25 protein-coding genes are annotated in these 24,782 nt (G+C 60.2%); 15 read left to right on the top strand and 10 right to left on the bottom strand.

Translation table 11 applies throughout. From position 1 onward, the window contains the following. Positions 1-11: 11 nt before the first annotated feature. Positions 12-854 (bottom strand): GNAT family N-acetyltransferase, encoded by an 843-nt coding sequence (locus LIX15_RS16555; RefSeq protein WP_227774280.1) that lies wholly within the window; start codon positions 852-854, stop codon positions 12-14. 153 nt (positions 855-1,007) lie between these two features. Here LIX15_RS16555 and LIX15_RS16550 point away from each other — a divergent pair, with 153 nt between their 5' ends. Then, positions 1,008-2,573, top strand: coding sequence for an Hvo_1808 family surface protein (locus LIX15_RS16550; RefSeq protein WP_227774278.1), 1,566 nt, complete (start codon positions 1,008-1,010; stop codon positions 2,571-2,573). Here the strand turns inward: LIX15_RS16550 and LIX15_RS16545 are convergent, their stop codons facing one another. Beyond that, positions 2,574-3,578 (bottom strand): transcription initiation factor IIB, encoded by a 1,005-nt coding sequence (locus tag LIX15_RS16545; protein ID WP_227774277.1) that lies wholly within the window; start codon positions 3,576-3,578, stop codon positions 2,574-2,576. A 222-nt stretch (positions 3,579-3,800) separates the two neighbouring features. Here LIX15_RS16545 and LIX15_RS16540 point away from each other — a divergent pair, with 222 nt between their 5' ends. The 5 genes from LIX15_RS16540 (at position 3,801) to LIX15_RS16520 (ending at position 7,539) form a co-directional block, all read left to right on the top strand. Next, the gene (locus tag LIX15_RS16540) at positions 3,801-5,027 is read left to right on the top strand and encodes a polysaccharide deacetylase family protein (RefSeq protein ID WP_227774274.1); all 1,227 of its coding nucleotides are present in this window, start codon (positions 3,801-3,803) and stop codon (positions 5,025-5,027) included. A gap of 135 nt (positions 5,028-5,162) precedes the next feature. Beyond that, positions 5,163-5,696 carry a peptide-methionine (S)-S-oxide reductase MsrA gene (gene msrA / locus LIX15_RS16535; protein ID WP_227774272.1) on the top strand — a complete coding sequence of 178 codons (534 nt, stop codon included), beginning with the start codon at positions 5,163-5,165 and terminating at the stop codon, positions 5,694-5,696. 61 nt (positions 5,697-5,757) lie between these two features. Continuing rightward, positions 5,758-5,955 (top strand): 30S ribosomal protein S17e, encoded by a 198-nt coding sequence (locus LIX15_RS16530; protein WP_227774270.1) that lies wholly within the window; start codon positions 5,758-5,760, stop codon positions 5,953-5,955. Between the two features lie 122 nt (positions 5,956-6,077). Beyond that, the gene (locus LIX15_RS16525; RefSeq protein ID WP_227774268.1) at positions 6,078-6,491 is read left to right on the top strand and encodes a hypothetical protein; all 414 of its coding nucleotides are present in this window, start codon (positions 6,078-6,080) and stop codon (positions 6,489-6,491) included. Between the two features lie 73 nt (positions 6,492-6,564). Further along, positions 6,565-7,539: a WD40/YVTN/BNR-like repeat-containing protein gene (locus LIX15_RS16520; RefSeq protein ID WP_227774266.1), complete on the top strand. Its 975-nt coding sequence runs from the start codon at positions 6,565-6,567 to the stop codon at positions 7,537-7,539. A 1-nt stretch (position 7,540) separates the two neighbouring features. On the opposite strand, the gene LIX15_RS16515 is transcribed toward LIX15_RS16520, so the two are convergent. The 3 genes from LIX15_RS16515 to LIX15_RS16505 form a co-directional block, all read right to left on the bottom strand. Beyond that, positions 7,541-9,355 carry a S9 family peptidase gene (locus LIX15_RS16515; RefSeq protein ID WP_227774264.1) on the bottom strand — a complete coding sequence of 605 codons (1,815 nt, stop codon included), beginning with the start codon at positions 9,353-9,355 and terminating at the stop codon, positions 7,541-7,543. A 107-nt stretch (positions 9,356-9,462) separates the two neighbouring features. Next, on the bottom strand, positions 9,463-11,049 hold the full coding sequence (locus LIX15_RS16510; protein ID WP_303657533.1) for a catalase: 1,587 nt from the start codon (positions 11,047-11,049) through the stop codon (positions 9,463-9,465). Between the two features lie 233 nt (positions 11,050-11,282). Next, positions 11,283-11,555: a hypothetical protein gene (locus tag LIX15_RS16505; protein WP_227774262.1), complete on the bottom strand. Its 273-nt coding sequence runs from the start codon at positions 11,553-11,555 to the stop codon at positions 11,283-11,285. Positions 11,556-11,677: 122 nt separating this feature from the next. On the opposite strand from LIX15_RS16505, the gene LIX15_RS16500 reads away from it, so the two are divergent. The 9 genes from LIX15_RS16500 to LIX15_RS16460 all read left to right on the top strand — a co-directional run bounded on the left by LIX15_RS16500 (position 11,678) and on the right by LIX15_RS16460 (position 20,295). Continuing rightward, positions 11,678-12,565, top strand: a complete 888-nt coding sequence (locus LIX15_RS16500; RefSeq protein ID WP_227774261.1) for a sulfurtransferase — start codon at positions 11,678-11,680, stop codon at positions 12,563-12,565. Positions 12,566-12,646: 81 nt separating this feature from the next. Next, positions 12,647-12,889 carry a DUF8152 family protein gene (locus LIX15_RS16495; protein WP_227774259.1) on the top strand — a complete coding sequence of 81 codons (243 nt, stop codon included), beginning with the start codon at positions 12,647-12,649 and terminating at the stop codon, positions 12,887-12,889. A gap of 135 nt (positions 12,890-13,024) precedes the next feature. Then, on the top strand, positions 13,025-13,273 hold the full coding sequence (locus LIX15_RS16490) for a hypothetical protein (protein ID WP_227774257.1): 249 nt from the start codon (positions 13,025-13,027) through the stop codon (positions 13,271-13,273). Positions 13,274-13,352: 79 nt separating this feature from the next. Continuing rightward, the gene (gene ilvD, locus LIX15_RS16485) at positions 13,353-15,068 is read left to right on the top strand and encodes a dihydroxy-acid dehydratase (RefSeq protein WP_227774255.1); all 1,716 of its coding nucleotides are present in this window, start codon (positions 13,353-13,355) and stop codon (positions 15,066-15,068) included. A gap of 281 nt (positions 15,069-15,349) precedes the next feature. Next, positions 15,350-16,675 carry a dicarboxylate/amino acid:cation symporter gene (locus LIX15_RS16480; protein WP_227774253.1) on the top strand — a complete coding sequence of 442 codons (1,326 nt, stop codon included), beginning with the start codon at positions 15,350-15,352 and terminating at the stop codon, positions 16,673-16,675. Positions 16,676-16,703: 28 nt separating this feature from the next. Beyond that, on the top strand, positions 16,704-18,020 hold the full coding sequence (locus tag LIX15_RS16475; RefSeq protein ID WP_227774252.1) for an aspartate aminotransferase family protein: 1,317 nt from the start codon (positions 16,704-16,706) through the stop codon (positions 18,018-18,020). Between the two features lie 45 nt (positions 18,021-18,065). Next, complete coding sequence (locus LIX15_RS16470; RefSeq protein ID WP_227774250.1) at positions 18,066-19,055, top strand: ABC transporter ATP-binding protein; 990 nt, start codon at positions 18,066-18,068, stop codon at positions 19,053-19,055. After that, positions 19,052-19,837, top strand: a complete 786-nt coding sequence (locus LIX15_RS16465; RefSeq protein ID WP_227774248.1) for an ABC transporter permease — start codon at positions 19,052-19,054, stop codon at positions 19,835-19,837. Before LIX15_RS16470 ends, LIX15_RS16465 begins: the two co-directional genes overlap by 4 nt. Positions 19,838-20,064: 227 nt before the next feature. After that, complete coding sequence (locus LIX15_RS16460; protein ID WP_227774247.1) at positions 20,065-20,295, top strand: DUF6199 family natural product biosynthesis protein; 231 nt, start codon at positions 20,065-20,067, stop codon at positions 20,293-20,295. A gap of 33 nt (positions 20,296-20,328) precedes the next feature. On the opposite strand, the gene LIX15_RS16455 is transcribed toward LIX15_RS16460, so the two are convergent. From LIX15_RS16455 to ilvC, 5 genes are read right to left on the bottom strand one after another with little or no spacing between them, the layout of a single operon-like run. After that, on the bottom strand, positions 20,329-21,312 hold the full coding sequence (locus tag LIX15_RS16455; protein WP_227774245.1) for an isocitrate/isopropylmalate dehydrogenase family protein: 984 nt from the start codon (positions 21,310-21,312) through the stop codon (positions 20,329-20,331). Beyond that, complete coding sequence (gene leuD / locus LIX15_RS16450; protein ID WP_227774243.1) at positions 21,309-21,950, bottom strand: 3-isopropylmalate dehydratase small subunit; 642 nt, start codon at positions 21,948-21,950, stop codon at positions 21,309-21,311. The genes LIX15_RS16455 and leuD overlap by 4 nt, the downstream gene beginning before the upstream one ends. Then, positions 21,947-23,368, bottom strand: a complete 1,422-nt coding sequence (gene leuC, locus LIX15_RS16445) for a 3-isopropylmalate dehydratase large subunit (protein WP_227774242.1) — start codon at positions 23,366-23,368, stop codon at positions 21,947-21,949. The genes leuD and leuC overlap by 4 nt, the downstream gene beginning before the upstream one ends. Then, complete coding sequence (locus LIX15_RS16440) at positions 23,365-23,739, bottom strand: DUF7989 family protein (protein ID WP_227774240.1); 375 nt, start codon at positions 23,737-23,739, stop codon at positions 23,365-23,367. The genes leuC and LIX15_RS16440 overlap by 4 nt, the downstream gene beginning before the upstream one ends. Beyond that, the gene (ilvC, locus tag LIX15_RS16435) at positions 23,732-24,775 is read right to left on the bottom strand and encodes a ketol-acid reductoisomerase (RefSeq protein ID WP_227774238.1); all 1,044 of its coding nucleotides are present in this window, start codon (positions 24,773-24,775) and stop codon (positions 23,732-23,734) included. The genes LIX15_RS16440 and ilvC overlap by 8 nt, the downstream gene beginning before the upstream one ends. Positions 24,776-24,782: the final 7 nt, after the last annotated feature.

Here is a 24,782-nt window from a genome sequence, read left to right as displayed (position 1 = left end):
GTTACTGTCCGCTACAGATACGAGTCGTCGTACTCCTCGGTCGAGCGCGATACGTGGGTGTTGCCGCACTCTTTGCACTCGATTCGTTCGACGTTGTCCATCGAGGTGTTCAGCGACCCGCAGTTGCTACAGTAGTAACCGAACTGCTCGCCGTGGTTTTCGTCGGTATAGGCGGTGAAGAACGCGCCCTCGGTTCCCGATTGCTCCGCGTCGAGGTCGAGGTACACTCGCTCGTCGTCGGTCGTTACGGTCGTTTTTCCGTCGCTCGATTCCGTGTTCGGGAGATCGTCATTTTCGACTTCGCTCGCGTCCGCGACCGCATCCGTCTCTGCGTCCGCTTCTCGCGAATCCGCGGTCGTTTCCCCGTTCGACGGGGACTCCTTGTACACGTACTCGACGACCGACTCGTCGCCAATTTCCACTTGTCTACGCTCCGCTTCCTCGAAACCGAATCGCTCGAAAAACTGATGACCTTCCGTGTTGCTTTCGAGGGCCGTCGCCTGCAGTCGTTTCGCACCCTGCTCGCGCAGCGCGTCGATAGCGGTTTCGAACAACTTTCGGCCGATTTCTTTGCCTTGATGCTCCGGGTCGATGAGCAGCCATTTGACCTCTCCCGTCTCGTCTTCGCGTTCGCCGACGACGACGCCGACTATCGTGTCCCACTCCTCGCTGTCCGCGACGCGGATGACCGTCTCCGGGGTTTCGACCTGTCGCGTTAATCGCTCCTCGCCGAACTGCTCGTCGGCGAGCGTCTTTATCTGCTGTGGACTGAGCGCGTACGATGTCGTCATCGTGCTTTCAACCAGTTCCCGCACGCGCTCCGTATCGGTCGCAGTTAGTTCGCGAATGTTCATCGGACAAGTTTCGTCTTAATGGCTGAAAAGCGCGTGGGCGGAATTTCGTCCGTCGCCGCAAATGAACGTTCGTTCGAATGGCCGCAAATCCAATCGCAGCGGGGGCGTAACGCAACGGTTAACCGTTATGCTCCTCGCGTCCGTGTCACAATTATGCGAGGTGTGGGGGTAGTTTGCGTCGTTTTGCTCGTGTGTGCCGCGCCGGTGTTCGCAACTATGGACGCTGGCGGCGTGAATGGGGATTCCCTCGCGAATGCAGGCGCGGACTTGGTCGAAAACGGCGATGCCGTCGTCGGCAACGGGATAGCCAGTGTCGATGCGAGCGTCGTAAATCAAAATCAGCGACCCGACCCGCAATCCGACGTTATCGGCTGGGAAAACGGCTACTGGCACAACGAGAGCATCTCGGTTGACCAGAGCGACGGCTTGAGCGACGAAGAACGGGAAGCGTACGTGAACCGGACGATGGCGCGGGTCGAATTTATCCGGAATCAGGAGTTCGCACGCCCGGTGGAGGTCGATTCGCTCCGGCGAGCGCAGTACCAAAAACTGATTCGCTCCCAGTTCGAGAGCCAGTACACGCAGAGTCAACGCGCCTGGGAGAACCAAATCTGGGAAGCGCTGTTCGCCACGGGTGAACGGACGGATGCGGCCCGTCAGCAAACGCGACTGTATCAACAACGAGTCGCGGGATTCTATCTCCCCGGACAGGACGAGATTTACGTCATCGCCGAGGACGACCTCGTCATCGACAACGCGACGTTGGTTCACGAACTCACGCACGCCCTGCAAGACCAGCAGGTCGGACTTGCTTCGTCCCAGTTCGAAGCCGAAACGCTGGACGGCCAGCGGGCGAACGACGGCCTGACGGAGGGCGAAGCGTCCTACGTCGAACAACGGTACATCCAACGCTGTGGCGACGAGTGGGAGTGCGTGGAGACGCCCGGTTCCCCGCGCGAAGAAACGCCTTACGGCGGCGGTTCGCTTCCGAATTTCAACCTCGCCATGCAGGTCAGCCTCATCCAACCGTACTCCGACGGCCCGGCGTACGTCGCGTCGAAGGTCGATTCAGGCGGTTGGCGGGCGCTTCAACAGGAGTACCGCAATCCGCCGAACAGTTCGGAGCAAGTTATCGACCCCAATCAGCGAAACGACCCTCCGAGGACGCTTCGACTCGGCGAGCAGGCACGAAACGGCTGGGAACTCTACGGCGAAAAGGGCGAGAACGGTTCGGAAACCGTCGGCGAAACAGGTATCTACACGATGTTCTGGTACCAGGGAAGAGCCTACGACATCCCGATTATCCGGTGGCAGACGTTCCAAAATCCCGAATTCGGAGAGTACGACAGCTTCAACTATACCAGCGTTCCCTCGGACGGATGGGCGAACGACCGACTCTGGCCGTACCGCAAGGGCGACAAACGCGGCTACGTCTGGCGAACCGCGTGGGACACGAATCGTGATGCGATCGAGTTCCAGCGCGCCTATCGTGACTTGCTCCGAGGACAGAACGCGACACGAACCGAATCCGGCGCGTGGATCATCGAAAACGGAGAATTCGCGGACGCCTTCCGAATCGTCCGCGACGGACGAACCGTGACCATCGTAAACGCACCGACGGAAGGCGATTTAGCGGATATTCGACCCGGAGCGGGCGAGGATTCCGAAAATCGGAATTCTCGTGTTTCGCGCGGTTATCACCTTTCGAACCGTCCGTGATTACGCCGACGCGCTCTCGGGCGTCGCGCTCGTCGGAAGCGCGTCTGTTTCGCCCGCCGCGGTCAGCAGGTCGTGGTAGCGGTTGCGAATCGTAACGGTGCTCACGTCCGCGACCTGAGCCACGGCGTCTTGGGTCAATCCTTCTCCTTCGATGAGGCTGGCCGCGTACAGCGCCGCCGCCGCGAGGCCGACGGGTGATTTTCCGCTGATGATGCCCGCCTCCTTCGCCGTTTTGAGAAGCTCGTGGGCGCGGCGTTTCGTCGCGGAATCGAGATCGAACTCGCTCTCGAATCGGTTGAGATACTGTTCCGGGTCTGCCGGTCTCACTTCGAGGCTGAGTTCGCGGACGATGTAGCGGTAGGTTCGTTTGAACTCCATCTCGTCGATTCGGCTGACCGTTGCAACTTCGTCCATGGTTCGGGGAACACCGGCCTGGCGCGCCGCGGCGTACACGCTCGCAGTCGCCACGCCTTCGATGGAGCGACCCGGTAGGAGGTCTTCGTTCAACGCCCGCCGGTAGACGACGCTGGCCATCTCCCGAACGTTTTTCGGCAGGCCGAGGGCGCTGGCCATGCGGTCGATTTCGCCGAGCGCCTGCTTGAGGTTGCGCTCCTTACTGTTTCGGGTGCGGAACCGCTCGTCCCACGTACGGAGCCGCTGCATCTTCTCACGTTGGCGGGAGCTCAACGTTCGTCCGTGGGCGTCCCTATCCTGCCAGCCGATGTTGCTCGACAGCCCCTCGTCGTGCATCATCTTCGTGGTCGGCGCACCGACGCGGGATTTCGAATCCCGCTCACTCGCGTCGAATGCGCGCCACTCCGGGCCGCGGTCTATCCCTCCGGTTTCCACGACGAGACCGCAGTCCGCACAGACGGTTTCGGCGTGTTCTTCGTCGGCGATGAGGGTGCCGCCGCATTCCGGACAGACGTTTTCCTGTTCTCGTTCCTCTTCTCGTTCGGTATTCGCTACGACCGGCTGTTCGTTCTGTTTGTTTCTCGTACTCATAATCGGAATGGAGGGAATCGACGCCGGTAGAAATACGCGACCGACGCCACACTCGCTAACGTATTGTTAGTGGAGGAGCTATATAAGTGCTCCGCTTGAAATAGAAAGCCTCGGTAGCATACCACAAATTATAGCATCTATATCCGTATTTCGTGGCAACAAATCAGGCTCAGATTAAACAGTCCATAAGAATATACCGAGTGTTCGTTGAACGAATTAGAGATGACTCGACAGACGCGACGAGCGTTCGTCGCTACGGTTGGTGCCCTGAATTTTGCAGGCTGTTCCTCGCTCGCCGAGAACGCACCGTTACCGACGGATACCGACGACGAACAGGAGAGACGCCGAGAAGGTAAATCGACCCCGCTAAGGGAAATTGCCGACGATTTCGAAAACCTCGGCGATTGGCAGGCGGTCGAACGACAGGGGTCGCTGTCGAAATCGACCGACGCCTACGAAGGGTCGCAGTGCGCGCACGTCGTCGGCAGCGGAAAAACGAACGAGGGTCACATTATCCGGGATATTTCCGGGACAGATCTCCGGGGAACCAATTTCTCGATGGCGGTCAAGGCTGTGAATCACGACTTTTTCAAAATAGCCATCGAACTCCACGCGCCCGACGGCGACCGCACCGTTCAACTGAAACGAACCCTGCTCGGGCCGAAAAACCGTTGGATTCGGGTCAATTTCGGCGTCACCGGCGTCGAAAAAGGTGCTGACCTCTCGTCGGTGGAGAAAATCCGTATCGTTGCCCGACCGGTCGATATCAACACCAACGAGCCAATTGAGTTCCTGGTGGACGACCTTCGAACTGACTCTCGCCCGGAGACCGGTTCGGTCATATTCACCTTCGACGACAGCCACTCCAGCCATTATCGCGCCTACGAACTGATGCAGGAGTACGGCTTCGCCGGCGTCGAAGGCGTCATCCCAGAAAGCATCGGGCGCGACGACCGACTGACGGACAACCAACTAGCGTCTATGGCCGACAACGGGTGGGATATCTCTGCCCATCCCAACGTCCAAGCCAGCTACTTTTCGGACTATTCGCCGGACGAGCAGGAAGCGCTCATGAAAAAGACGCAAGACTTTCTCCACGACCGCGGCTTCGAGGACGGCGCGCGCCACCTCCTCGTTCCGAAAAACGTTCTCGGGGCAAACACGTTCGACCTAGCGCGCGAATACTACGACACGGTGTTCAGTTTCGGCGGCGGGCCGAACGCCGTGCCCCTTGCGCGTAAAGACACCATCGTCTCCCGGGTGAACGGGAAGAACGTAGAGGAGACAAAGCAGTTCATCGACTACGCCAGCGACTACGGACAACTCGTCGTCCCGCTGTTTCACGAAGTCGGAAACGACATCAACGAGAGCGATTTCGAATCCCTGCTGGAACACGTCGAAAAGCGGGACGTGAACGTCATCACCGCCTCCGATCTGTTGGACGAATAGCGAACCGATCGATACACCGTTCATTTCGTTCAAACGGGAGGTAGACGAGGGGATATCCAGTTCTGTCGCCTTTGGGAGGTCACAGAACTGGCCGCCACCGGAGAGCCTTAACAGCTCGGACGCCAAGGTATCGATATGACTGAAAAAGCGACGCTCGCGGGCGGTTGTTTCTGGTGCACCGAAGCCGCGTTCAAGGAACTGGACGGAGTGAAATCGGTCACGTCGGGGTACGCTGGCGGGTCGGTCGAAAATCCGACCTACGAGGAAGTCTGTTCGGGCGAGACGGGACACGCAGAAGTTATTCAGGTCGAATACGACCCGGCGGCGATACGCTACGACGACCTGCTCGAAGTGTTCTTCACCGTCCACAACCCGACGACGCTCAACAAGCAGGGACCGGACGTAGGAACGCAGTATCGTTCCGCCGTCTACTACCACGATGACGAGCAGAAAGAAATCGTTGAGACGTTCATCGACCAGCTCGAATCCGCCGACGCGTACGACGACCCAATCGTCACGGAGGTCGAACCGCTGGAGACGTTCTACGAGGCCGAAGCGTACCATCAGGACTACTTCGAGAAGAACCCCAACGACGCCTACTGCACGATAAACGCCGGGCCGAAAATAAAGAAAGTTCGCGAGCAGTTCAGCGAAAAAGTGACACAGTAGTAAAGTTTCAACGCCGAACCGACCCAAATCCTTTTGTTTCACAGCGTTGAGTCCGTTTTCGATGCCAGTCCGACCAGCCTACGTGAAGAAAGTAGGAGACATGTTGTTAGAGCGGTACCCCGAGGCGTTTACCGACGATTTCGACCGGAACAAAAAGAGCGTCTCGAAACTGACGAATATCACGTCGAAGGACGTTCGCAACCGCGTCGCGGGATATATCACGCGAAACGAAGGGAAGGTGAAACAGGAGGAAATGTAGAAATAGAGTTCAAAACTGTGATCTCATGAGAATAACCGGGAGAAATGTACCACATCATATTTTCATCGTGTAATTAAATTTATGAACAGAAGACATATACCGTCAACCGAGAACCGTCAAATATGGTCTCCAACAAACAGTTTGCCCTCTTTTTTACCGGCCTGATCCTCATGGTCGCCGGAGTCTTTTGCTTCTTCGTCTTCGCGGACTACGACTACCGCTACGAATCCATCGGACAGTCCAAGGAGTCGCCGGACGGGCGACCGTGGCAGAACTTCGCGGAACTATCGCCGAACGACCGGAAGACCGTACAGGGTGCGATGGAAGGGAAGGAGTACACGTTCGAGTCAAAAGAGCAGCTTCCGCCCGAAGCCGTCAAAAAGGACGAGACGTACTACTACTTCGACCACACACAGACGCCGGACTGGTCCGACGCGCAGACACCGGGGACACTTCTCGTGTCCCTGCTGGGACTACTAACAGTCTTCCAGTCGATTCGTCTCGAACTCGGGAGTCGCAGTCCGGCGAATCGCTAACTGAGATTCGCGGAAACACCACGATGCGATTACCGACCATAGATTGAGGCATCTACAGCACGTAGCCAAAGTTATGGAACTGTACGCCGCGATGCGAGGCGGACTGCTGGTCGCCGACGAAGATAGAACGAGTGAGATTCGGTTGGACGACCACGACTTGGAGTGCGTCGCCGCGACGCCCGACCGCATTTTCTGCGGAACCTTCGACGCCGGACTGTTCAGAAGCGACGACGGGGGAGAAACGTTTCACTCGGTCGGAAGCGAGACGATTCGAGAATCGGTGATGTCGCTCGCCATCGACCCGACCGATCCCGAGACAGTTTGGGTCGGTACCGAACCGAGTCGAGTGTACCGAAGCCGAGACGGCGGCGAGTCGTGGGAGCAACGAGAGGGAGTAACCGACCTTCCCTCCGAACCCAACTGGTCGTTTCCGCCGCGTCCGCACACCCACCACGTTCGCTGGATAGAACCCGACCCGCACGACCCGGAACACCTCTACGTCGGCATCGAAGCGGGCGCGCTCGTCCAGACCCACGACGCGGGCGAGACGTGGGAAGACCGCGTTCCGGATTCACGCAGAGACAATCACTCGCTCGCAACCCACCCCGACGCGCCGAACCGCGTCTGGTCGGCCGCGGGGGACGGTTACGCGGAGTCGACTGACGGCGGGGAGGCGTGGGAGTATCCCCAAGACGGACTCGACCATCGCTACTGCTGGAGCGTCGCGGCCGCGCCGGACGACTCGGACACGGTTCTCGTTTCGAGCGCCACCGGGCCGCGAACCGCGCACAACGCCGACGCCGCCGAATCGTACATCTACCGGAAACGGGGCGGCGAACCGTGGGAACGACTCGACGGACTACCGACCGGCGAAGGGGTTACTCGGGCCGTATTCGCCGTCGAGGAGTCGGCAGCGGACGTGTACGCCGTCACAAACCGCGGGGTCTTCCGAACCGAGGACGCAGGGACGACGTGGGAGGAACTGGTCTTAGAGTGGCCAGCCGAGTTCGAACGCCAGACGGCGCGAGGATTGGCGGTTCTACCCTGACTCACTCCGTCGAAACTCGCCGTTCGAGGAAATCGTCCACGAGTTCGAGAGAGCGAATTTTCTGTTCAATATCGGTGCTTCCGTGTCCCTCATCGCCGAGTTCTTCGTACTCGAAATCGCCGTCCTCGCCCTCCACGAATCCGTCTTCTTCGAGCTTGTCACGGAACAGTCGGGCTTGTGAGACGGGCACCCGACGGTCGTTGACGCCGTGCACCATCAGCAGTGGCGCGCTCAGGTTTTCGGTGTACTCGATGGGGCTTCGCTCGCGGTACAGGTCGTGGTTCTCCTCGGGGTCGCCCAGATACTTCTCCATCAGGCCGGTCTGGAAGTGCGGCATCGTGTTTTCGTGCATGTCGTGGAGGTCGGTTACACCAACCCACGCGATACCTGCAGTGTACAGTTCCGAATACTGCACCATTTGCCAGTAGGCGCTGTAGCCGCCGTAGGATCCACCGTAGGCGACAGTTTGGTCTTCGTCAATCCACTCCTTCTCGCCAAGCCACCGAACGCCTTCGGCGATGTCGGCTTGCTCGGCGCCACCCCAGTCGCCGATGAGGCTATTTTTGAACTCGCGTCCGCGGCCAATCGAACCGCGGTAATTGATTTGCAGAACGGTGTAGCCCTTATTCGTGAAGAACTGTGCGCGGTAGTCGAACTCTCGAAGGTCATGCGACGATGGGCCGCCGTGAATGTCCACAACTGCCGGAGAGGGTCGTTCACCCGAGTCGTACAGTAGACCGCCGATTTCTAGTTCGTCATGGGATTCGAAGGAAATGTACTCCGCGTCGGTAAACGAATCGGGGTCGATATCGCCGTACTCTGGTTCGAGGAGCGTTTCTGTCGTGCTCGATTCGAGGTCATGAACGAGCAGGGCGGGGCGTTGTGTCGGCGTCGTCTGCTCGATGAGCAGACGACCATCGCCGAGCAGGGCTGAATCCCCGTATTCGGGGAAAGACGCAACCCCTTCGGGCAGGTCGAGTTCGGTCGCTTTTCCCTCCTCGACATCGTAGACGAGCGGGACGATTACGGCGTCCCGCGTTCGAAGTGCGAGAAAGCCGCTTCCGTCGGACCGGAATGCAACCGGGGTTTCGACGAATTCGTTTTTCCCGAACCACTCGATTTCGTCTGCTTCGAGGTCGTAGACGCCACACTGGGTTTTGTCCGCGGTGTTGTCCGAGAAGAGCAGTCGAGTTCCGTCGGGCGACCAATCCACGAATCTGGTTTCGCTTCCCTCGGTTCCGAGTTCGAGGTTTCGCGCGTCAGACCCATCTGCGTCGGCCACGTACACGTCATCGTTGTTCTGGTTCTCTGATTCGTTCGTCGTGTACGCGATTCGGGTTCCGTTGGAACTGTACGCGGCGTTCCAAACTGCATGTTCATGGTTGGTTAATCGCTTGCTTGTTTCCGTTTCTCGGTCGTAGCGATGGAGGTTCATCTGCCCGTCGGCGCTGCTGATGTAGAGCAGTTCGTCTCCGCGAACGTCGGCGAGAACACATTGAGCCGAATCCTCAACGACGGGAGCAACGTTTCCATTGCGGTCGATTTCCCAGATGTCGTTCTGTTCGTCGCCCGCGTCGTCGCGGTGGAAATAGATCGATTCGCCGTCGGGTGCCCACATGAACGGCCAACGCGCGTTTCGCGGCACCTCTCCGTCGCTCACCGGTCTCACCTCGCCGGTTTCAACGTCGATAACGTGGAGTTCGTTTCTGCCGGTGCCGTCGTAGTAGAGCGCAACTTGTTCGCCATCCGGAGATGCCGCGGGGTGATTGAACTCCGGAAGGCGAGCGAGTTCTTCGAGCGAAAAATCGTCTGTCATCGAACCACACTCCGAAACGTCAATATATTATTCTTTCCTTCGGATGAAAAATAGCGACTCCATGATCGTTGTGTCGGCACAACCAGAAAAGCGGAGTTTGCGTCGGGTTAGTCCAGCAGTTCGGCGACGACGGGCGCTTCCGCGACTTCGTCGTCGTCGGCTTCGAGGAGTTCGTCATCGACGGCGTCCTCGATGTCCAGATCGAGTCGCTCGGCGACACCACGACCCCAGTCGGGGTCGGCCTTGTAGAAGTGCGCGAGTTGACGCCTCTGGATGGTTTCGTCCACGGGTTCCATGCTGTCCGCGAAATTGTCCATCAGGTGATCGCGCTGTTCTTCGGACATGACGTCGCGGAACATGTCACCTGGTTGCTTGTAATTGTCGATGCGCTCTTGCATTTCATAGCGGTCCGCATCGCCCGAAATGTTCAGCGGCGGCTGTTCGACTTCCGGTTTTTCGACCGGGCCGCCGAAGCTGTTCGGCTCGTAGTTCGGCCCGGCACCGTTGTTGCCGTCCGAGCGCATGAAGCCGTTCTGGTGGTAGTTCGCCTTCTCCGCGTTCTTCGGTTGATTGACCGGGATGTCCTCGAAGTTGGCGCCGAGGCGGTAGCGGTGGGCGTCGTCGTAGGACGGAATGCGACCCTGCAGCATCTTGTCCGGACTGTGGGCGATGCCGGGGACGACGTGTGCTGGTGAGAACGCGGACTCCTCGACGTCTTGGAAGAAGTTGTCCGGGTTCTCGTTGAGTTCCATCGTTCCGACTTCGATGAGCGGGTAGTCGTCGTGCGGCCAGACGCGGGTGAGGTCGAACGGGTTGATATCGTACTCTTCTGCCTCCTCCTCGGGCATAATCTGCACCTTGAGCGTCCACGTCGGGTAGTTGCCCTCTTCGATGGCCGTCCAGAGGTCTTCGCGGTGGTAGTGTGGATTCTCTCCGGCGAGTTCCTTCGCTTTCTCGGGGTCGAGATTCTCGATTCCTTGGTCGGTTTTGAAGTGAAACTTGACCCAGTAGCGTTCGCCCTCGTCGTTGTAGAGCGAGAGCGTGTGGCTGGAGTAGCCATTCATGTGCCGCCACGAGGCGGGAATGCCGCGCTCGCTGAACAGCGTCGTAATCTGGTGGAGCGATTCGGGCGAGAGCGACCAGAAGTCCCACTGCGGCGTCGGGTCGTTCAGGCCGCTTCCGGGCACTTCCTTTTGCGTGTGGATGAAGTCGGGGAACTTCGAGGGGTCGCGGATGAAAAAGACCGGCGTGTTGTTACCGACCATGTCCCAGTTTCCTTCCTCGGTGTAGAACTTCACCGCAAATCCGCGGGGGTCGCGGACGGTGTCGGGCGCACCGCGCGAACCGGCGACCGTGGAGAAACGGACGACGAGGTCGGTTTCCTTGCCTTCCTCGGAGAACATATCCGCCATCGTGTAGTCGCTGATTTCGTCGTTCGTGACGGTGAACGTCCCGAACGCGCCGCCCCCTTTCGCGTGGACGATGCGCTCCGGGATTTCTTCCCGGTTGAACTGCGCCATCTTTTCAAAGTAGTGGTAGTCCTCCATGAGGAGGGGACCTTCAGGACCAGCACTTCGGGAGTTCTGGTTGTCGGGAACCGGCTCCCCGGAGTTCGTCGTGAGCGTCTTTTTCTCTCCGTCTTCGTTCTCGTAGTCGGGGTCTCCCATGCCGTGCTTCGGTGTATCCTCGGACATTAACAATATCTCCTGCACGTAAGAGATACGAGGAATTCTTTATAAACATACCGATTATATTGGGCATTTGCCGATATTAGTTCCTAAGTCAGAATATATCATTTCCTATCTTGAAATGAATTTTTGAAAATCGACCATTCACCGGGGTTTTAGATACGTCTTTGACAATATTTCCAGTTTTACGATGGTATTCAATACGTGTTCGGCGGGGGCGCGGAGAGAACCGAAAAGCGTTAGCGCATCTTTCGTCCAGTGTCGTATCCGTCCCGACGGTTGGCGTCGTCACCGAAGGAAAACGCGGCGAAAAGACGCTGAACGTCGGTGTCCGGGCCGTCCGACCGGAGTAGTTCGATGACCCGTTCTACGTTTTCGACCTGTCGTTTTCGACGTTTGTATCGCAATTCGAGCTCCGACCTTCCCTCCTGAATCGCAGCTCGACCCTCCCAAATCGCCGCCCGCGATTCGCGGAGGACTGCCACCGTCTCGCGCACCGTCCCAAGAGCCATACCCAAATCGACGCGCGTTATCGAAGTAGTTCTACCGGTTACGCGACAGAAAATCGGACTTCAGATGGCGCGGCGACGAACCGGCCGCGAACGTTTTACTGCTCACCGTCGTCCATCCCTCGATGCCAGACTACGCAAACGACGTACTCGTCTCGGCGGAATGGGTGGAAGACCACGCGGAGGAGTTCCAAAGCGACGACCCGGAGTATCGGCTCGTGGAAGTGAACAGCCCCGAATCCCCGGACAGCGACTTCCCGTCGCGATACGACGAGGGACACATTCCCGGCGCAATCGGGATGCAGTGGGACGAAGACCTCTCCGACGAAACGGAGCGCGACATTCTGAAAAAGGAGGATTTCGAGCACGTGGTTGGCGACGCCGGAATCAGCGCGGATTCGACCGTCGTGTTTTACGGCGACGGCTGGATTCCGAACTGGTTCGCGCTGTTCGCCTACTGGGAGTTCAAATACTACGGCCACGAGGACGCCCGCGTGCTGAACGGCGGGAAGGATTACTGGGTCGAAAACGATCACGAACTCACCGACGAGGAGCCCGACCATCCGGCGGTAGAGTACCACGCCCGCGGTCCGTTCGAGGGGATTCGGGCGTACAAGGACGACGTGGACAAGGCAATCGAGTCCGGACTGCCCCTCGTTGACGTTCGCTCGCCGGAGGAGTTCACGGGCGAAATCATCGCCCCGGAAGGGTTGAACGAGACGGCCCAGCGCGCGGGGCATATCCCTGGCGCGAGCAACGTCCCGGTCGCGCAAGTCCTCGCGGACGACGGTCGATTCAAATCCGCCGACGAACTGCGCGACCTCTACGCAGGTCACGACGTTGACGGCGAGGAATCAGTTATCGCCTACTGCCGGGTCGGAGAACGCTCCTCGATCGAATGGTTCGCGCTCTACGAACTGCTCGGATTCGACGACGTGCGGAACTACGACGGGTCGTGGACGGAGTGGGGGAATCTGGTTCGCGCGCCCATCGAAACGGGCGAGGGAGAATAGGGGAGAAAAGCGGAGCGACACACCGAAGGGAGTCGTCCTCGAACCGCCAGTATCACCGATATTCAACAACTCGTCGTCGATTTGCACAGCCACCTCGAAGCGACTGCCTCCCTGCCAGTGGCGACCAGACCGAGCCAATATCTCGGAGAAGCGGAAGCGGTCGTCGGGGACGCGAGGAACGCGCCAGAATCAGTCGTGGAGAAGCGCGTGTCGCAGGCGAACGAACTACTTTCGCACGTCGATGAGACGGGGAGTGAAAAAGCGGATGGACACGTAGAACAGGCCCGAGAACTGACAGGCGAGATTTTGTCCGAACTGGAGTAGCCGATTCGAAGAGTTGTGTGACAAAATTTAGCATACCACTGCGCGAGGTTCACTAGTGGGAAGTGTGGTCGTTATGACCTTACAACCGTTTCGCGGTACGACAGTGACCGACTGTCGAAACAGGGTGGGAACGCAGTGGTGATCGGCGCAGGGATGGCAGGACCGTTTACGGCCCGCATTCTCGCCGACGAATTCGACGCGGTCACCGTCATCGACCGGGACTCCCTTACTGGCGAACTGACTGCGCACCGTGACGTCCCGCAAGGCCACGCATCCGCTGTGGGTCGGGTCGCCTGCGACGAGCAGGTCGTCAGTCCACGATTCGTTCAGTTCGAGCGTCGGCACCAATCTAGCTTCGCTCGTCCACAGCAGTTCGCCACGTGATTTTCCGTCCGACCGATTCGACAGCAAGGTCTGTCGCTTGGCAAGTCTTTAACCCCCCGCGCCACCCTTACCCACAGTTATGAGCAACAGCGGCGAGAAGGACGAAAGCTTGCGAAGTCGGGAAGTTACCGAGGGACCGGAACGCGCCCCGCACCGGGCGATGTTCCGGGCGATGGGGTTCGACGATGACGACCTCTCCTCTCCGATGGTCGGGGTTGCGAACCCCGCGGCGGACATCACGCCCTGTAACGTCCATCTGGACGACGTGGCCGACGCCGCCATCGACGGCGTCGATTCGGCCGGTGGGATGCCCATCGAGTTCGGCACCATTACCATCTCCGACGCGATTTCGATGGGCACGGAAGGGATGAAGGCGAGTCTCATCTCACGCGAGGTCATCGCCGACAGCGTCGAACTCGTCGCGTTCGGCGAGCGCATGGACGCCCTCGTGACGGTCGCGGGGTGCGACAAAAATCTCCCCGGGATGATGATGGCGGCCGTCCGCACCGACCTGCCGACCGTCTTCCTGTACGGCGGGTCGATTCTCCCCGGCGAACACGAGGGGCGCGAAGTGACCGTTCAGAACGTCTTCGAGGGCGTCGGCGCGGTGGCCCACGGCGACATGACCGAGGAGGAGTTGGTCGAACTCGAACACGACGCCTGCCCCGGCGCGGGGTCGTGCGGGGGAATGTTCACCGCGAACACGATGGCCTCCATCAGCGAAACCATCGGACTGGCGCCGCTCGGTTCGGCCAGTCCACCGGCGGAATCCGACGAACGGTACGAAGTCGCGGAACGCGCCGGAGAACTCGTTTTAGACGCGGTGAAAAACGACAGGAAGCCCTCGGACATCCTCTCCCGAAAATCGTTCGAGAACGCCATCGCGGTGCAGGTGGCGATGGGCGGTTCCACGAACGCGGTGCTTCACCTGCTCGCGCTCGCGGCGGAGGCCGGAATCGACCTCGAAATCCTCGATTTCGACGAGATTTCGCGCCGGACGCCGAAAATCGTCAACCTGCAACCCGGCGGGTCGCGGGTGATGCAAGACCTGCACGAAATCGGCGGTGTGCCGACCGTTTTGCGCCGACTGCTCGATTCGGGATACGTCCACGGCGACGCCATGACCGTGACGGGGCGAACCATCGAAGAGGAACTCGACTATCTGGGAGTGACGGGAGAGGCGAACGAAGACGCGGAGTTCATCCGCCGCGCGGACGACCCGTTCCACGACGAGGGTGCGATCAAGATTCTGACCGGCAACCTCGCGCCGGACGGCGCGGTGCTGAAGGTGACCGGCGACGATAATTTCCACCACACCGGCCCGGCCCGCGTTTTCGAGAACGAAGAGGACGCGATGAAGTACGTCCAAGAGGGCCACATCGAATCGGGTGACGTGCTCGCCATCCGCAACGAAGGCCCCCGCGGTGGCCCCGGCATGCGCGAGATGCTCGGTGTCACCGCGGCGGTGGTCGGACAGGGCCACGAGGACGACGTGGCGCTCCTCACCGACGGGCGGTTTTCGGGTGCGACCCGCGGCCCGATGGTCGGCCACGTCGCGCCCGAATCCCGCGACGGCGGTCCGATTGCGGTGCTTGAAGACGGCGACGAAGTGACGGTTGACATCCCGAACCGGGAACTGTCCGTCGCGCTCTCGGACGACGAACTCGCCGAGCGATTGGACGACTGGGAGACCGAAGAACCACCGTACACCTCCGGCGTCCTCGCCAAATACGGAGAATCGTTCGGTTCGGCGGCGAACGGCGCGGTGACGAATCCGAGTGCGAAACGAGAGTGAGTACGCCCCACGGCGGACAAGCGACCCGAAATACGCGAAAGAGAAGACGAGCGGGGCGATTCGGAACGAACATGCGATGAGTAGAACGAACGCTTAGGTTCTGTACCGTAATCTGCCTCTCGACGATAAAAAGAGGTCGAAGTTCCCGGACGGTAGAAGATATTAAGACATCAGGATAACAATGTAAGTTTCCAAATTTAATTTGCAATACATAGTTTCCTAAACTCATTTTGTAGGGAACCGAAACCGTTTTGGGAGGTATCTATGTATATTGTTAGAGTATGACGGATAGCACAGTATACGGAGCGTGGCAACGATATCGGTCGGTGCCGATAATTTATCGAATCGCGACCGCGTTCGTCCTCGGCTCCATCATCGGGGTGGTCGTCGGCGAACCAGCGACAAGCCTCCAGCCGCTCGGCGACCTGTTCGTCCGGCTGCTGAAGATGGTTATCGTCCCTATCGTCGTCTTTACGCTCATCATGGCCGCCCGAAACCTCTCGCCGCAGAATCTCGGCAAGGTCGGTGGCCAAGTCGTTCTGCTGTATCTCTTTACGACGATGATCGCTATCGCCATCGGACTCGGTGTAAGTAACGTCATTAACCCCGGTGTGGGAATCGAATTGGATCAAAGCGCCAACGTCGATCCAGGGCAAGCCCCACCGCTCGGTGAGGTATTCCTCAACATCGTGCCGGAGAATCCGTTAGCTGCGATGGCCGAGGGGCAGATGCTCGGTATCATCTTCTTCTCCCTCGTCTTTGGTATCGGTTTGACGGTGGTACGGGACGAGGCGAAACCAGGCTCGACCATGGAAACCGGCGTCGAGTCGATATTCAACGCCGTCGAGGTGGGCACCGAAGTCATGTTCAAAATCGTCTGGGGTGTGATGGAGTACGGCGTCATCGGCGTGTTCGCGTTGATGGCCTCCCTCTTCGGGGACATCGGCATCGATGCCATCGTCTCTCTGTTCAAACTCTGTGCCGCGCTCGCTATCGCCATCACCATCCAAATATCGGTCGTTTACTTCCTCTTCATCCTCCTCGGACTCGTTCGGAAGTCACCCATTGACTTCGTGGAAGGCAGTCGAGATGCCATGATGACCGCGTTGAGTATCCGCTCGTCGAGCGGCACACTTCCGGTGACGATGTCCAACGCGGACGAAAACCTCGGCATTGATGAGGACGTGTACGGCTTTTCGCTCCCGCTCGGTGCGACCATCAATATGGACGGAACGGCGATGTATCTCGGTATCGCCACCATCTTCGCGGCGAACGTGGTCGGCGAGTCGCTCACGCTTGCACAACAGTTCAGCGTCCTCATTACCGCACTCCTCGCCAGTATCGGTACCGCGGGCGTTCCCAGCGCGAGCCTCATCATGATGACCGTCGTGTTTCAGCAGGTCGGCCTTCCACTGGCCCCCATCGCGATGGTTGCGGGAGTTGACCCGCTACTTGACCGCCTTCGAACGATGAACAACGTCACCGGCGACCTCGCCGTGACGACCCTCGTGGCGAAGTGGAACGGCGCAATCGACTTTACGACTGGGGTTTGGCCCGCCGACGGTGCTGATACCGGTGGCGTCGCGACACCGACAACCGACGACTGACGAACACCAACTCGAATTCCTTTCAGCTATGACGCAGAAATCCACGAGCGATGCGACGGAGAGCGAACGAATCGTCAACCGCGCCCGAAACGTTATTCCCGGCGGTGCCCAGACCGGCCTCCGGGCACAGGCCTACGGCACGGGCGAGATCGCCTTCGAGCGCGCGAAGGACGCGACGCTCACGACGGTCGATGGCGACGAATACACGGATTATCACCTCGGATTCGGCCCCATCATTCTCGGCCACGCCTACGACTCGGTGGACGACGCCGCCCGGAGAGCCATCGACGGCGGCGTTCTCTACGGGGCCGGGACGGCCCCGCTCGAAGTCGAGGTGGCCGAGCGACTGGTCGAACAGTTACCGAGCGTCGAGCAGGTCAACTTCTGCAACAGCGGGAGCGAGGCGACCTACCACGCTATTCGCCTCGCGCGCGCCGCAACTGGCAACGAGAAAATTCTCAAATTCGAGGGCTGTTACCACGGCTGGCACGATTACGTGGACGTGAGCGTCTATCCGCCGGAAGACGGCCTCGGCGAGCAGTATCCCGAATCCGAGGGGATGCTTTCGTCCGCGGTGGAGAACACGCTCGTAGTGCCGTTCAACGATTCGAAAGCCGTCGAGGACGTTTTCCGCGACCACGGTGACGACCTCGCGGGTGTCATCCTCGAACCGGTTCCGCACTCCGTCGGCTGTATTTTACCCCGACGGGAGTTCCTGCAGACCCTCCGCGAACTGACCGAGGAGGCCGACGTACCCCTCATCTTCGACGAGGTGATTTCCGGATTCCGACACTCGCCGAACGGCGCGCAGGGCGAGTTTGGCGTAAAACCCGATTTGACCTGCGTGGCGAAGGCGCTGGGTAACGGCTACCCGGTTGCGGCGGTCGGCGGCCGCGAAGAGTTGCTCTCGCAGGCGGGCGGCGACAACAAATCCGGCGTCGTCATCAGCGGAACCTACTCCGGAAATCTGCCGGGACTGGCCGCTGCGCGCGAGACGATCGATACCATCGTCGAGGAAGACGTGCAGAGTTACGTCACCGACCTCGGCGACGACTACCGCGCCGGACTTCGCGACCTGCTCGCCGACCGCGGTGTTCCGGGTCGCGTCGTCGGCCATCGGAGCATCTTCAGCATCCAGTTCGGGGTGACGGGAGAACCGGAAAGCTACGAGGACATTCTCGGATTGGACGAAGAGAAATTCCGCGAGTTCGCTGGAGGAATGCGAGAACGGGGGCACTTCTTCACGCCGAACCCGTACAAACGACACCACCTCTCGTTCGCCCACGGGGAGGAGCATCTCGAATGCTATCTGGACGACGCGGACGACGTGCTTGCGAACCTCTGACCCGGTTCAGCAGGCTTAACCGCGCCCGTCCGCTACGGGTTTTCGATGGATTCTGCGATACGTATCCGGGACCTAGAGAAACAGTACGGGGATGTTCGGGCGCTGAAGGGGGTTTCGCTCGACGTTCCGGAGGGGTCGTTTTTCGGCCTGCTCGGCCCGAACGGCGCGGGCAAGACGACGTTCATCAACATTCTCGTCGGACTGGTGAAAAAATCCGGCGGCACCGCCGCGGTGTTCGGTGCGGACGTGGAAGACGACTACCGCGAAGCGCGTGACAGAATCGGCCTCGCGCCCCAGGAGTTCAACGTCGACCGATTTTTCCCGATTCGAGAGGTGTTGGAACACAAGGCGGGCTATCACGGAATCCCGAAATCCGAGGCGAAGGAGAAGGCCGACGAGGTGCTAAAACAGGTCGGCATCTACGATAAGCGCGACACGCGATTCGATTGGCTTTCCGGCGGTATGAAGCGCCGGTTCATGCTGGCGCGGGCGCTCATCACCGACCCCGATCTGCTCATTCTGGACGAACCGACCGCGGGCGTGGACGTGCAGATCCGCCACGAACTTTGGGAGACGATTATCGAACTCAACGAGTCGGGAACGACGGTGCTGCTCACGACCCACTACATCGAGGAGGCGGAACGACTCTGCGACGAAGTGGCGATTCTCGATTCGGGGCGAATCGTCGAGGTGGCGAGTCCCGACGAATTGATGAACCAAGGGCCGGACAAAATCACGGTGACGCTCCGCAACCCGCCCGAAACCGAACCCCATCTCTCCGCGGGCCGCGACAAGATTCGGGAGGTCGAACTCGACGGCGACGACCTCGTCATCACGGCCCAGGAGGCCGGACTGCTCGCCCCGGAACTCGTCCGCGAACTCGACCGGAAAGGGTTCGAAATCGACTACTTCGACATCTCTCGAACATCGCTCGAAGAGGTGTTCGTATCGATGACACGAACTGAGGACGAAAGAACGGAGGAGAACGCGGAAGAGGAGGCGGTTTCGGCGATGGCGGACGGAGGAAAAAGATGAGCAACGGTAGCGTGACCGGATTCGCGACGCTCACGCGCAGAGAAATTCTCAGATTCCTGCGCAGACCGCGGAACACCTTCGTCCCGCCGTTCGTGACGAACGTGCTGTATTTCGCCGTGTTCGGCGTCGTCCTCGGCGAACGGGTCGGAACGATGAAGTTCGACGGGCTGACCGTGGATTACATCACGTTCATCCTGCCCGGTCTGGTGGTACTCGGCGCGATTTCCAACGCGTTCGAAAACTCGTCGTTTTCCATCTTCCACGGGCGTTGGAACCGCTACATCGAGGAGGCGCTGACCTCGCCGATGTCCTACTCGCGGATGGTCGCGGCGTACATCGTCTCCGGCGCGGTTCGCGGCCTGCTCGTCGGAGCGCTCATCGCCGTCATTGGCGCGTTCTTCACCAGCGTCGGCGTCGCAAAGCCGTTCTACCTCCTCGCCTTCGCGTTCGTCATCACGCTCCTGTTTTCGAGCGTCGGCGTGGTCGGCGGCCTCTGGGCCGACGACTGGGACAACTTGACGATGATGAACCAGTTCCTCGTCCGCCCCCTCGTCTTCTTCGGCGGGGTGTTCTACACCGTCAACAGCCTTCCGCCGGGCATCTTCCGCGACGTCACCCTACTCAACCCGATGGTGTACATGGTGAACGGGATTCGGTATGGCTTTTTGGGGGCGTCTGAAGTCAATCCAAATCTCTCGCTCGCCGTGCTGTCGGGGCTGACCGTGGTGTTCATGCTGGTCGATGCGTACCTGTTCCGGCGCGGCTACGGGTTGACGGACTAATTCACGACAATTTTTCAGGGAAGCCAGTTCGGAGTTGCTAGGCGCAGGTCACGCCTGCGAGAGGAGGGAGGGAAGGCGGACGTGGCTTGCGCCTAGCAGTTGGAGCCGCTAAATCCTCGGAAACGGTTTCTTAGCAACCAGAACACCACTTCGAAGTCGTAGTTTGACCATCCGAAAGCGGACATTCAGGACAGAAAACGTATACCACGAACATCGGAACAAAACGTATGGCAGATTCCGGAAGAATATTCCTCGGTCTCGCAAGTATCGTGGTCGGTGCGGTGGGCTATCGCTTTTCATATCATCTCTCACGGTTCAGCGAACAGTTAGATTCCGTCGGAAGCACGACCCCGTGGGACGAAGTCGAACCCGCGGGATGGAAGGTGCTGCTGACGCAAATCGGATTCGTCTTTCTCGGGGTCTTCGGCCTATTCTGGGTGCTGTCCGGACTCTTGTAATCGCACCCAGTAGAAGGAGTGAAACGAGTTGCGTTACGACAACTGCCCCAGCACCGCGTCAGTAACCGCATCAGTTCCGGCAGAGCCGCCCAAATCGGGCGTCCGTGGGCCGTCTTCCAGCACGGATTCCACGGCACTTCGGACTGCCTTCCCCTCCTCGTCGTAGTCCAGATACTCCAACAGCATCGCGGCGGAGAACATCGTCGCGCAGGGGTTCGCCACGCCCTCGCCCGCGATGTCCGGGGCGGTGCCGTGAACCGGTTCGAACAGGGCGTTTTCCGGGCCGATGTTGGCGGAGGGGAGCAGCCCCAGTCCGCCGACGAGTCCGGCAGCGAGGTCGGAGAGCACGTCGCCAGCGAGGTTCGGACAGACGACCACGCCGTACTCCTCGGGGTGGAGACAGAGGTGGGTCGCCAGCGCGTCCATCAGCGCTTCGTCGTGGGGGACGCCGCGAACGTCGGCCACGCGGTCTACCGTGTCGCGGAAGAGGCCGTCCGTCTCGCGCATTACGTTGGCCTTGTGCGCGATGGTGAACCCGTCCTCGTCGCGCTCCTCGACGTACTCGCAGGCGAATTCGGCGAGTCGCTCCGAGGCGAATTCCGTGACGACGCGGGTCAGGGTCGCCACGTCGTCGGTCAGTCGAGATTCGTGGCCAGTGTAGACTCCTTCCGTATTTTCGCGGAGGAAGACGAGGTCGGTTTCGGGGCGCAGGGCGTCGGTGCCGGGGTACGCCCGCGCGGGCCGAACGTTGACGAACGAACCCACGATCTGCCGAAGGGGGAGGATGACGTCCGCCGCCGTCTCGCCCGCCGCGCCGAACAGGGTCGCATCCGCGTCCGCCACGAGTTCGCGGGTTTCGGCCGGAAGCGCGGTTCCGGTCTCTTCTTTGACCGCATCACCCGCGGCGGCCTCCACGAACGAAAATTCCGGTTCGACCGCTTCGAGAACGCGCTGAGTCGCGGGGACGACTTCCCGTCCGATTCCGTCGCCGGGAATGACTGCGATTCGATCGGTCATGGTTCCACGTAGGGGAGATTTTCGGCCGTCTCGGCGATTGCTTTCTCGTTCGACTTCATCAGGGCAGTCGTATCCCAAATACCCTCCACGAGGGCTTTTTTCTGGGCGTCGTCCACGTTCGCCTCGATTTTTTGGCCGTCGTAGCGAATCGTTTCGTTCGCCACGTCAACCTCGATTTCAGCGTCGGGATTCGATTCGACGAACGCCTGCAGCTCGCCGACCGTCTCCGAATCGGCGGTGACGGTCGGAATCCCCAAGGCGAGGCAGTTCCCGGCGAAGATCTCGGCGAAGCTCTCGCCGACGATAGCGTCGATTCCCCAGCGGGCGAGCGCCTGCGGCGCGTGCTCGCGTGAGGAGCCACAGCCGAAGTTGGCGTTGACGACCAGCACCGAGGCGTCTCGGTGTTGGTCGCGGTTAAACGGATGATCTTTCCGTTCGTCCTCGTCGGTAAACCGCTGGTCGAAGAAGGTGAACTGGCCCAGACCGTCGAACGTGACCACCTTCATGAACCGCGCCGGGATGATTTGGTCGGTGTCGATGTCGTTGCCGCGAACCGCGACGCCGGTTCCGGATTCCGTTTCGATTTCTTCGGTCACGCTCTCGTCCGTTTCCGTCGATTTCTCGTCCGTCTCCGTCATGCTTTCGCCACCTCCTGCATCTCACGCACATCGGTCACTTCACCGCGAATCGCCGCGGCGGCGACCATCGTCGGACTCATCAGGACGGTTTTCCCATCCGGGCTTCCCTGCCGTCCGACGAAGTTTCGATTCGAGGATGAGGCACAGACTTCGTCGCCGTCCAACTGGTCATCGTTCATGCCGAGGCACATCGAACAACCCGCGTTTCGCCAGTCGAATCCGGCCTCGCGGAAGATTTCGTCCAGCCCCTCGCGCTCTGCCGCGGCTTTCACGCGTTGGCTTCCGGGGACGACCATCGCTCGAACGTCGTCGTGAACCTCTCGACCTTTCACGAGTTGTGCGGCCCGTCGCAAATCTGGCAGTCGGGCGTTCGTACAGGAGCCGAGGAACGCCACGTCTACGTCGTAGCCGGCCATCGTCTCGCCCGGTTCGACGCGCATGTGTTCTTGTGCCTGCCGGGCCGTTTCGCGCTTTGCCTCCGGTAATTCGTCGGGCTCCGGAATCGACTCCGTGATGCCGACACCCTGACCGGGCGTCGTCCCCCACGTCACCATCGGTTCGAGATCGTCGCCGTCGATTTCGACCACGTCGTCGTACTTCGCGTCCTCGTCCGACCGGACCGACTCCCAGTAGGATTTCAGTCGCTCGAACGTCTCTGGGTCGTCGCGGAAGGCGTCCGTCTCGCGCAGATACTCGAACGTCGTCTCGTCGGGGTTGACGTATCCGGCACGAGCGCCGCCCTCGATGGACATGTTGCAGATGCTCATCCGGCCTTCCATGCCCATGTTTTCGACGGCTTCGCCCGCGTACTCGTAGACGTAACCGACGCCGCCGTCGGTGCCGAGTCGGCGGATGATTTCCAAAATCACGTCCTTCGCCGAGACACCCGCTCCGAGTTCGCCCCTCACGCGAATCTGGCGCACGTCCTGTTTCTCCATCGCCACGGTTCCGGTGGCCAGCACGTCCCGAATCTGACTCGTCCCGATGCCGAACGCCAGCGCGCCGAACGCACCGTGTGTGGCCGTGTGGCTGTCGCCGCAGACGATGGTCATGCCGGGCTGGGTTAGTCCCTGCTCCGGGCCGATAACGTGGACGATGCCTTGGTCACCCGAGTTGGGGTGCGAGAAGTCGATGCCCGCCTCTCGAACGTTTTCCTCCAGTTCGGACATCATCTGCTCCGCGGCGTCGTCGCCGTAGGGTCGCGACTGATCCGCGGTCGGGACGATGTGGTCAACAGTGGCGTGCGTTCTATCGGGATAGGCGACCTCCATGTCGCGCTCCTGTAGCATTCCGAAAGCTTGCGGACTCGTCACCTCGTGGATGAGGTGCAGGCCGACGAACAACTGGGTTTGCCCGGTCGGCAGCTCGGTGACGCGGTGTCTATCCCACACCGCGTCGTACAGCGTTCCCTCGCTCATGTGTTTCCTACCTGGTGTTCGTACCCGCGTTCGAATACTTCGGAGGAGTCACCCGCCCCTTCCGGCGGGGTGTGGGACACCTCCGCCATCGTCTCGGAATCGCTCGCCGTGGTTTCCTCGTCACCTGCAGCTGTTCCCTCGTCACCTGCAGTTCCGCCATCCGTCGAAACCGGCCCGCGGTTGAACACGCGCGTCATCGCGCCCTGGTCGGCGTACGGATGGACGTGGCTCACGTTCGCCATCTCTCTGTTTTCGTTACTCGCGACTCGCGTTTCTTCTCGCTCGTTTTGCTCACGGCTCACGCCGGAAGAACGACGTTCTTCCGGGTTCCCCGTTCGCCGTTTCGAGTCGCGCGGTGACTCGTCAGTCATCTGCCGGTACCTCCCGTTTTTCCTCGTCCGCCGATTCGTCCTCGTCGGCCCACGCGAACAGGTCCCGCAGTTCCGCGCCGACGTCCTCGATTTCGTGGCTCTTTTCGGCCTGCCGTTTCTGGCGGTAACCCGGCCGTCCGGCCTGATTCTCCAGAATCCACTCGCGGGCGAACTCGCCGTTTTGAACCTCTTCTAACACCTGCTCCATCCGCTCGCGGGCGTGGTCGTCCACGACGACCTCGCCGCGGGTCAGACCGCCGTACTCGGCGGTGTCGGAGACCGAATCCCACATCTCGCCCAGGCCGCCCTCGTACAGCAGGTCGACGATGAGTTTCATCTCGTTCAGACATTCGAAGTAGGCCATCTCCGGCGAGTAGCCCGCGTCCACGAGCGTCTCGTAGCCCATCTTGATGAGTTCGGTGACGCCGCCACAGAGCACGGCCTGCTCGCCGAACAGGTCGGTCTCCGTCTCCTCCTGGAAACTCGTTTCAACCACGCCCGCTCGGGTACAGCCGATGGCTTTCGCGTAGGCCAGCGCCTCGGCTTTCGCCTCGCCGCTGGCGTCTTGATAAATCGCGAGCAATCCGGGGGTTCCCTCGTCCGCTTGGTAGTTCCGACGGACGAGATGGCCCGGCGACTTCGGCGCGACCATCGTCACGTCCACGTCCTCCGGCGGTTCGATTTGGCCGTAGTGGATGTTGAAGCCGTGAGCGAACTGGAGGGTGTCGCCAGCTTCCAGTTCGGATTCGATGTCGTCGTACACGGCGGGCTGAACCGTATCTGGCACCAGCACGGAAACGATGTTCGATTGGCTGGCCGCTTCCTTCGGGGTCGCTACGCGCAGGCCGTCGGCCTCCGCCGCCTTCCGCGAGGATGACGATTCGCGGAGACCGACGACAACGTCAACCCCGCTTTCCGCGAGGTTCTGCGCGTGGGCGTGGCCCTGACTGCCGTAGCCGAGGACGGCAACCGTCTTGTTTTCGAGTCGTGCGTCGTTCGCGTCGTCGTCGTAGTATATCGTGGAATCGTTTGTCATGGTTGGA

The organism is Haladaptatus pallidirubidus, from assembly GCF_020700235.1.
Lineage (GTDB): Archaea > Halobacteriota > Halobacteria > Halobacteriales > Haladaptataceae > Haladaptatus > Haladaptatus pallidirubidus.
The sequence above is the reverse complement of the archived record's forward strand: the minus strand, read 5'-3'. Positions and strand labels throughout refer to the sequence as shown.

Bases quoted from the DNA above. Each gene is read 5' to 3' on its own strand.
- LIX15_RS16555 (WP_227774280.1), bottom strand. From the start codon at position 854: ATGAACATTCGCGAACTAACTGCGACCGATACGGAGCGCGTGCGGGAA.
- LIX15_RS16550 (WP_227774278.1), top strand. From the start codon at position 1,008: ATGCGAGGTGTGGGGGTAGTTTGCGTCGTTTTGCTCGTGTGTGCCGCG.
- LIX15_RS16545 (WP_227774277.1), bottom strand. From the start codon at position 3,578: ATGAGTACGAGAAACAAACAGAACGAACAGCCGGTCGTAGCGAATACC.
- LIX15_RS16540 (WP_227774274.1), top strand. From the start codon at position 3,801: ATGACTCGACAGACGCGACGAGCGTTCGTCGCTACGGTTGGTGCCCTG.
- msrA (WP_227774272.1), top strand. From the start codon at position 5,163: ATGACTGAAAAAGCGACGCTCGCGGGCGGTTGTTTCTGGTGCACCGAA.
- LIX15_RS16530 (WP_227774270.1), top strand. From the start codon at position 5,758: ATGCCAGTCCGACCAGCCTACGTGAAGAAAGTAGGAGACATGTTGTTA.
- LIX15_RS16525 (WP_227774268.1), top strand. From the start codon at position 6,078: ATGGTCTCCAACAAACAGTTTGCCCTCTTTTTTACCGGCCTGATCCTC.
- LIX15_RS16520 (WP_227774266.1), top strand. From the start codon at position 6,565: ATGGAACTGTACGCCGCGATGCGAGGCGGACTGCTGGTCGCCGACGAA.
- LIX15_RS16515 (WP_227774264.1), bottom strand. From the start codon at position 9,355: ATGACAGACGATTTTTCGCTCGAAGAACTCGCTCGCCTTCCGGAGTTC.
- LIX15_RS16510 (WP_303657533.1), bottom strand. From the start codon at position 11,049: ATGTCCGAGGATACACCGAAGCACGGCATGGGAGACCCCGACTACGAG.
- LIX15_RS16505 (WP_227774262.1), bottom strand. From the start codon at position 11,555: ATGGCTCTTGGGACGGTGCGCGAGACGGTGGCAGTCCTCCGCGAATCG.
- LIX15_RS16500 (WP_227774261.1), top strand. From the start codon at position 11,678: ATGCCAGACTACGCAAACGACGTACTCGTCTCGGCGGAATGGGTGGAA.
- ilvD (WP_227774255.1), top strand. From the start codon at position 13,353: ATGAGCAACAGCGGCGAGAAGGACGAAAGCTTGCGAAGTCGGGAAGTT.
- LIX15_RS16480 (WP_227774253.1), top strand. From the start codon at position 15,350: ATGACGGATAGCACAGTATACGGAGCGTGGCAACGATATCGGTCGGTG.
- LIX15_RS16475 (WP_227774252.1), top strand. From the start codon at position 16,704: ATGACGCAGAAATCCACGAGCGATGCGACGGAGAGCGAACGAATCGTC.
- LIX15_RS16470 (WP_227774250.1), top strand. From the start codon at position 18,066: ATGGATTCTGCGATACGTATCCGGGACCTAGAGAAACAGTACGGGGAT.
- LIX15_RS16465 (WP_227774248.1), top strand. From the start codon at position 19,052: ATGAGCAACGGTAGCGTGACCGGATTCGCGACGCTCACGCGCAGAGAA.
- LIX15_RS16460 (WP_227774247.1), top strand. From the start codon at position 20,065: ATGGCAGATTCCGGAAGAATATTCCTCGGTCTCGCAAGTATCGTGGTC.
- LIX15_RS16455 (WP_227774245.1), bottom strand. From the start codon at position 21,312: ATGACCGATCGAATCGCAGTCATTCCCGGCGACGGAATCGGACGGGAA.
- leuD (WP_227774243.1), bottom strand. From the start codon at position 21,950: ATGACGGAGACGGACGAGAAATCGACGGAAACGGACGAGAGCGTGACC.
- leuC (WP_227774242.1), bottom strand. From the start codon at position 23,368: ATGAGCGAGGGAACGCTGTACGACGCGGTGTGGGATAGACACCGCGTC.
- LIX15_RS16440 (WP_227774240.1), bottom strand. From the start codon at position 23,739: ATGACTGACGAGTCACCGCGCGACTCGAAACGGCGAACGGGGAACCCG.
- ilvC (WP_227774238.1), bottom strand. From the start codon at position 24,775: ATGACAAACGATTCCACGATATACTACGACGACGACGCGAACGACGCA.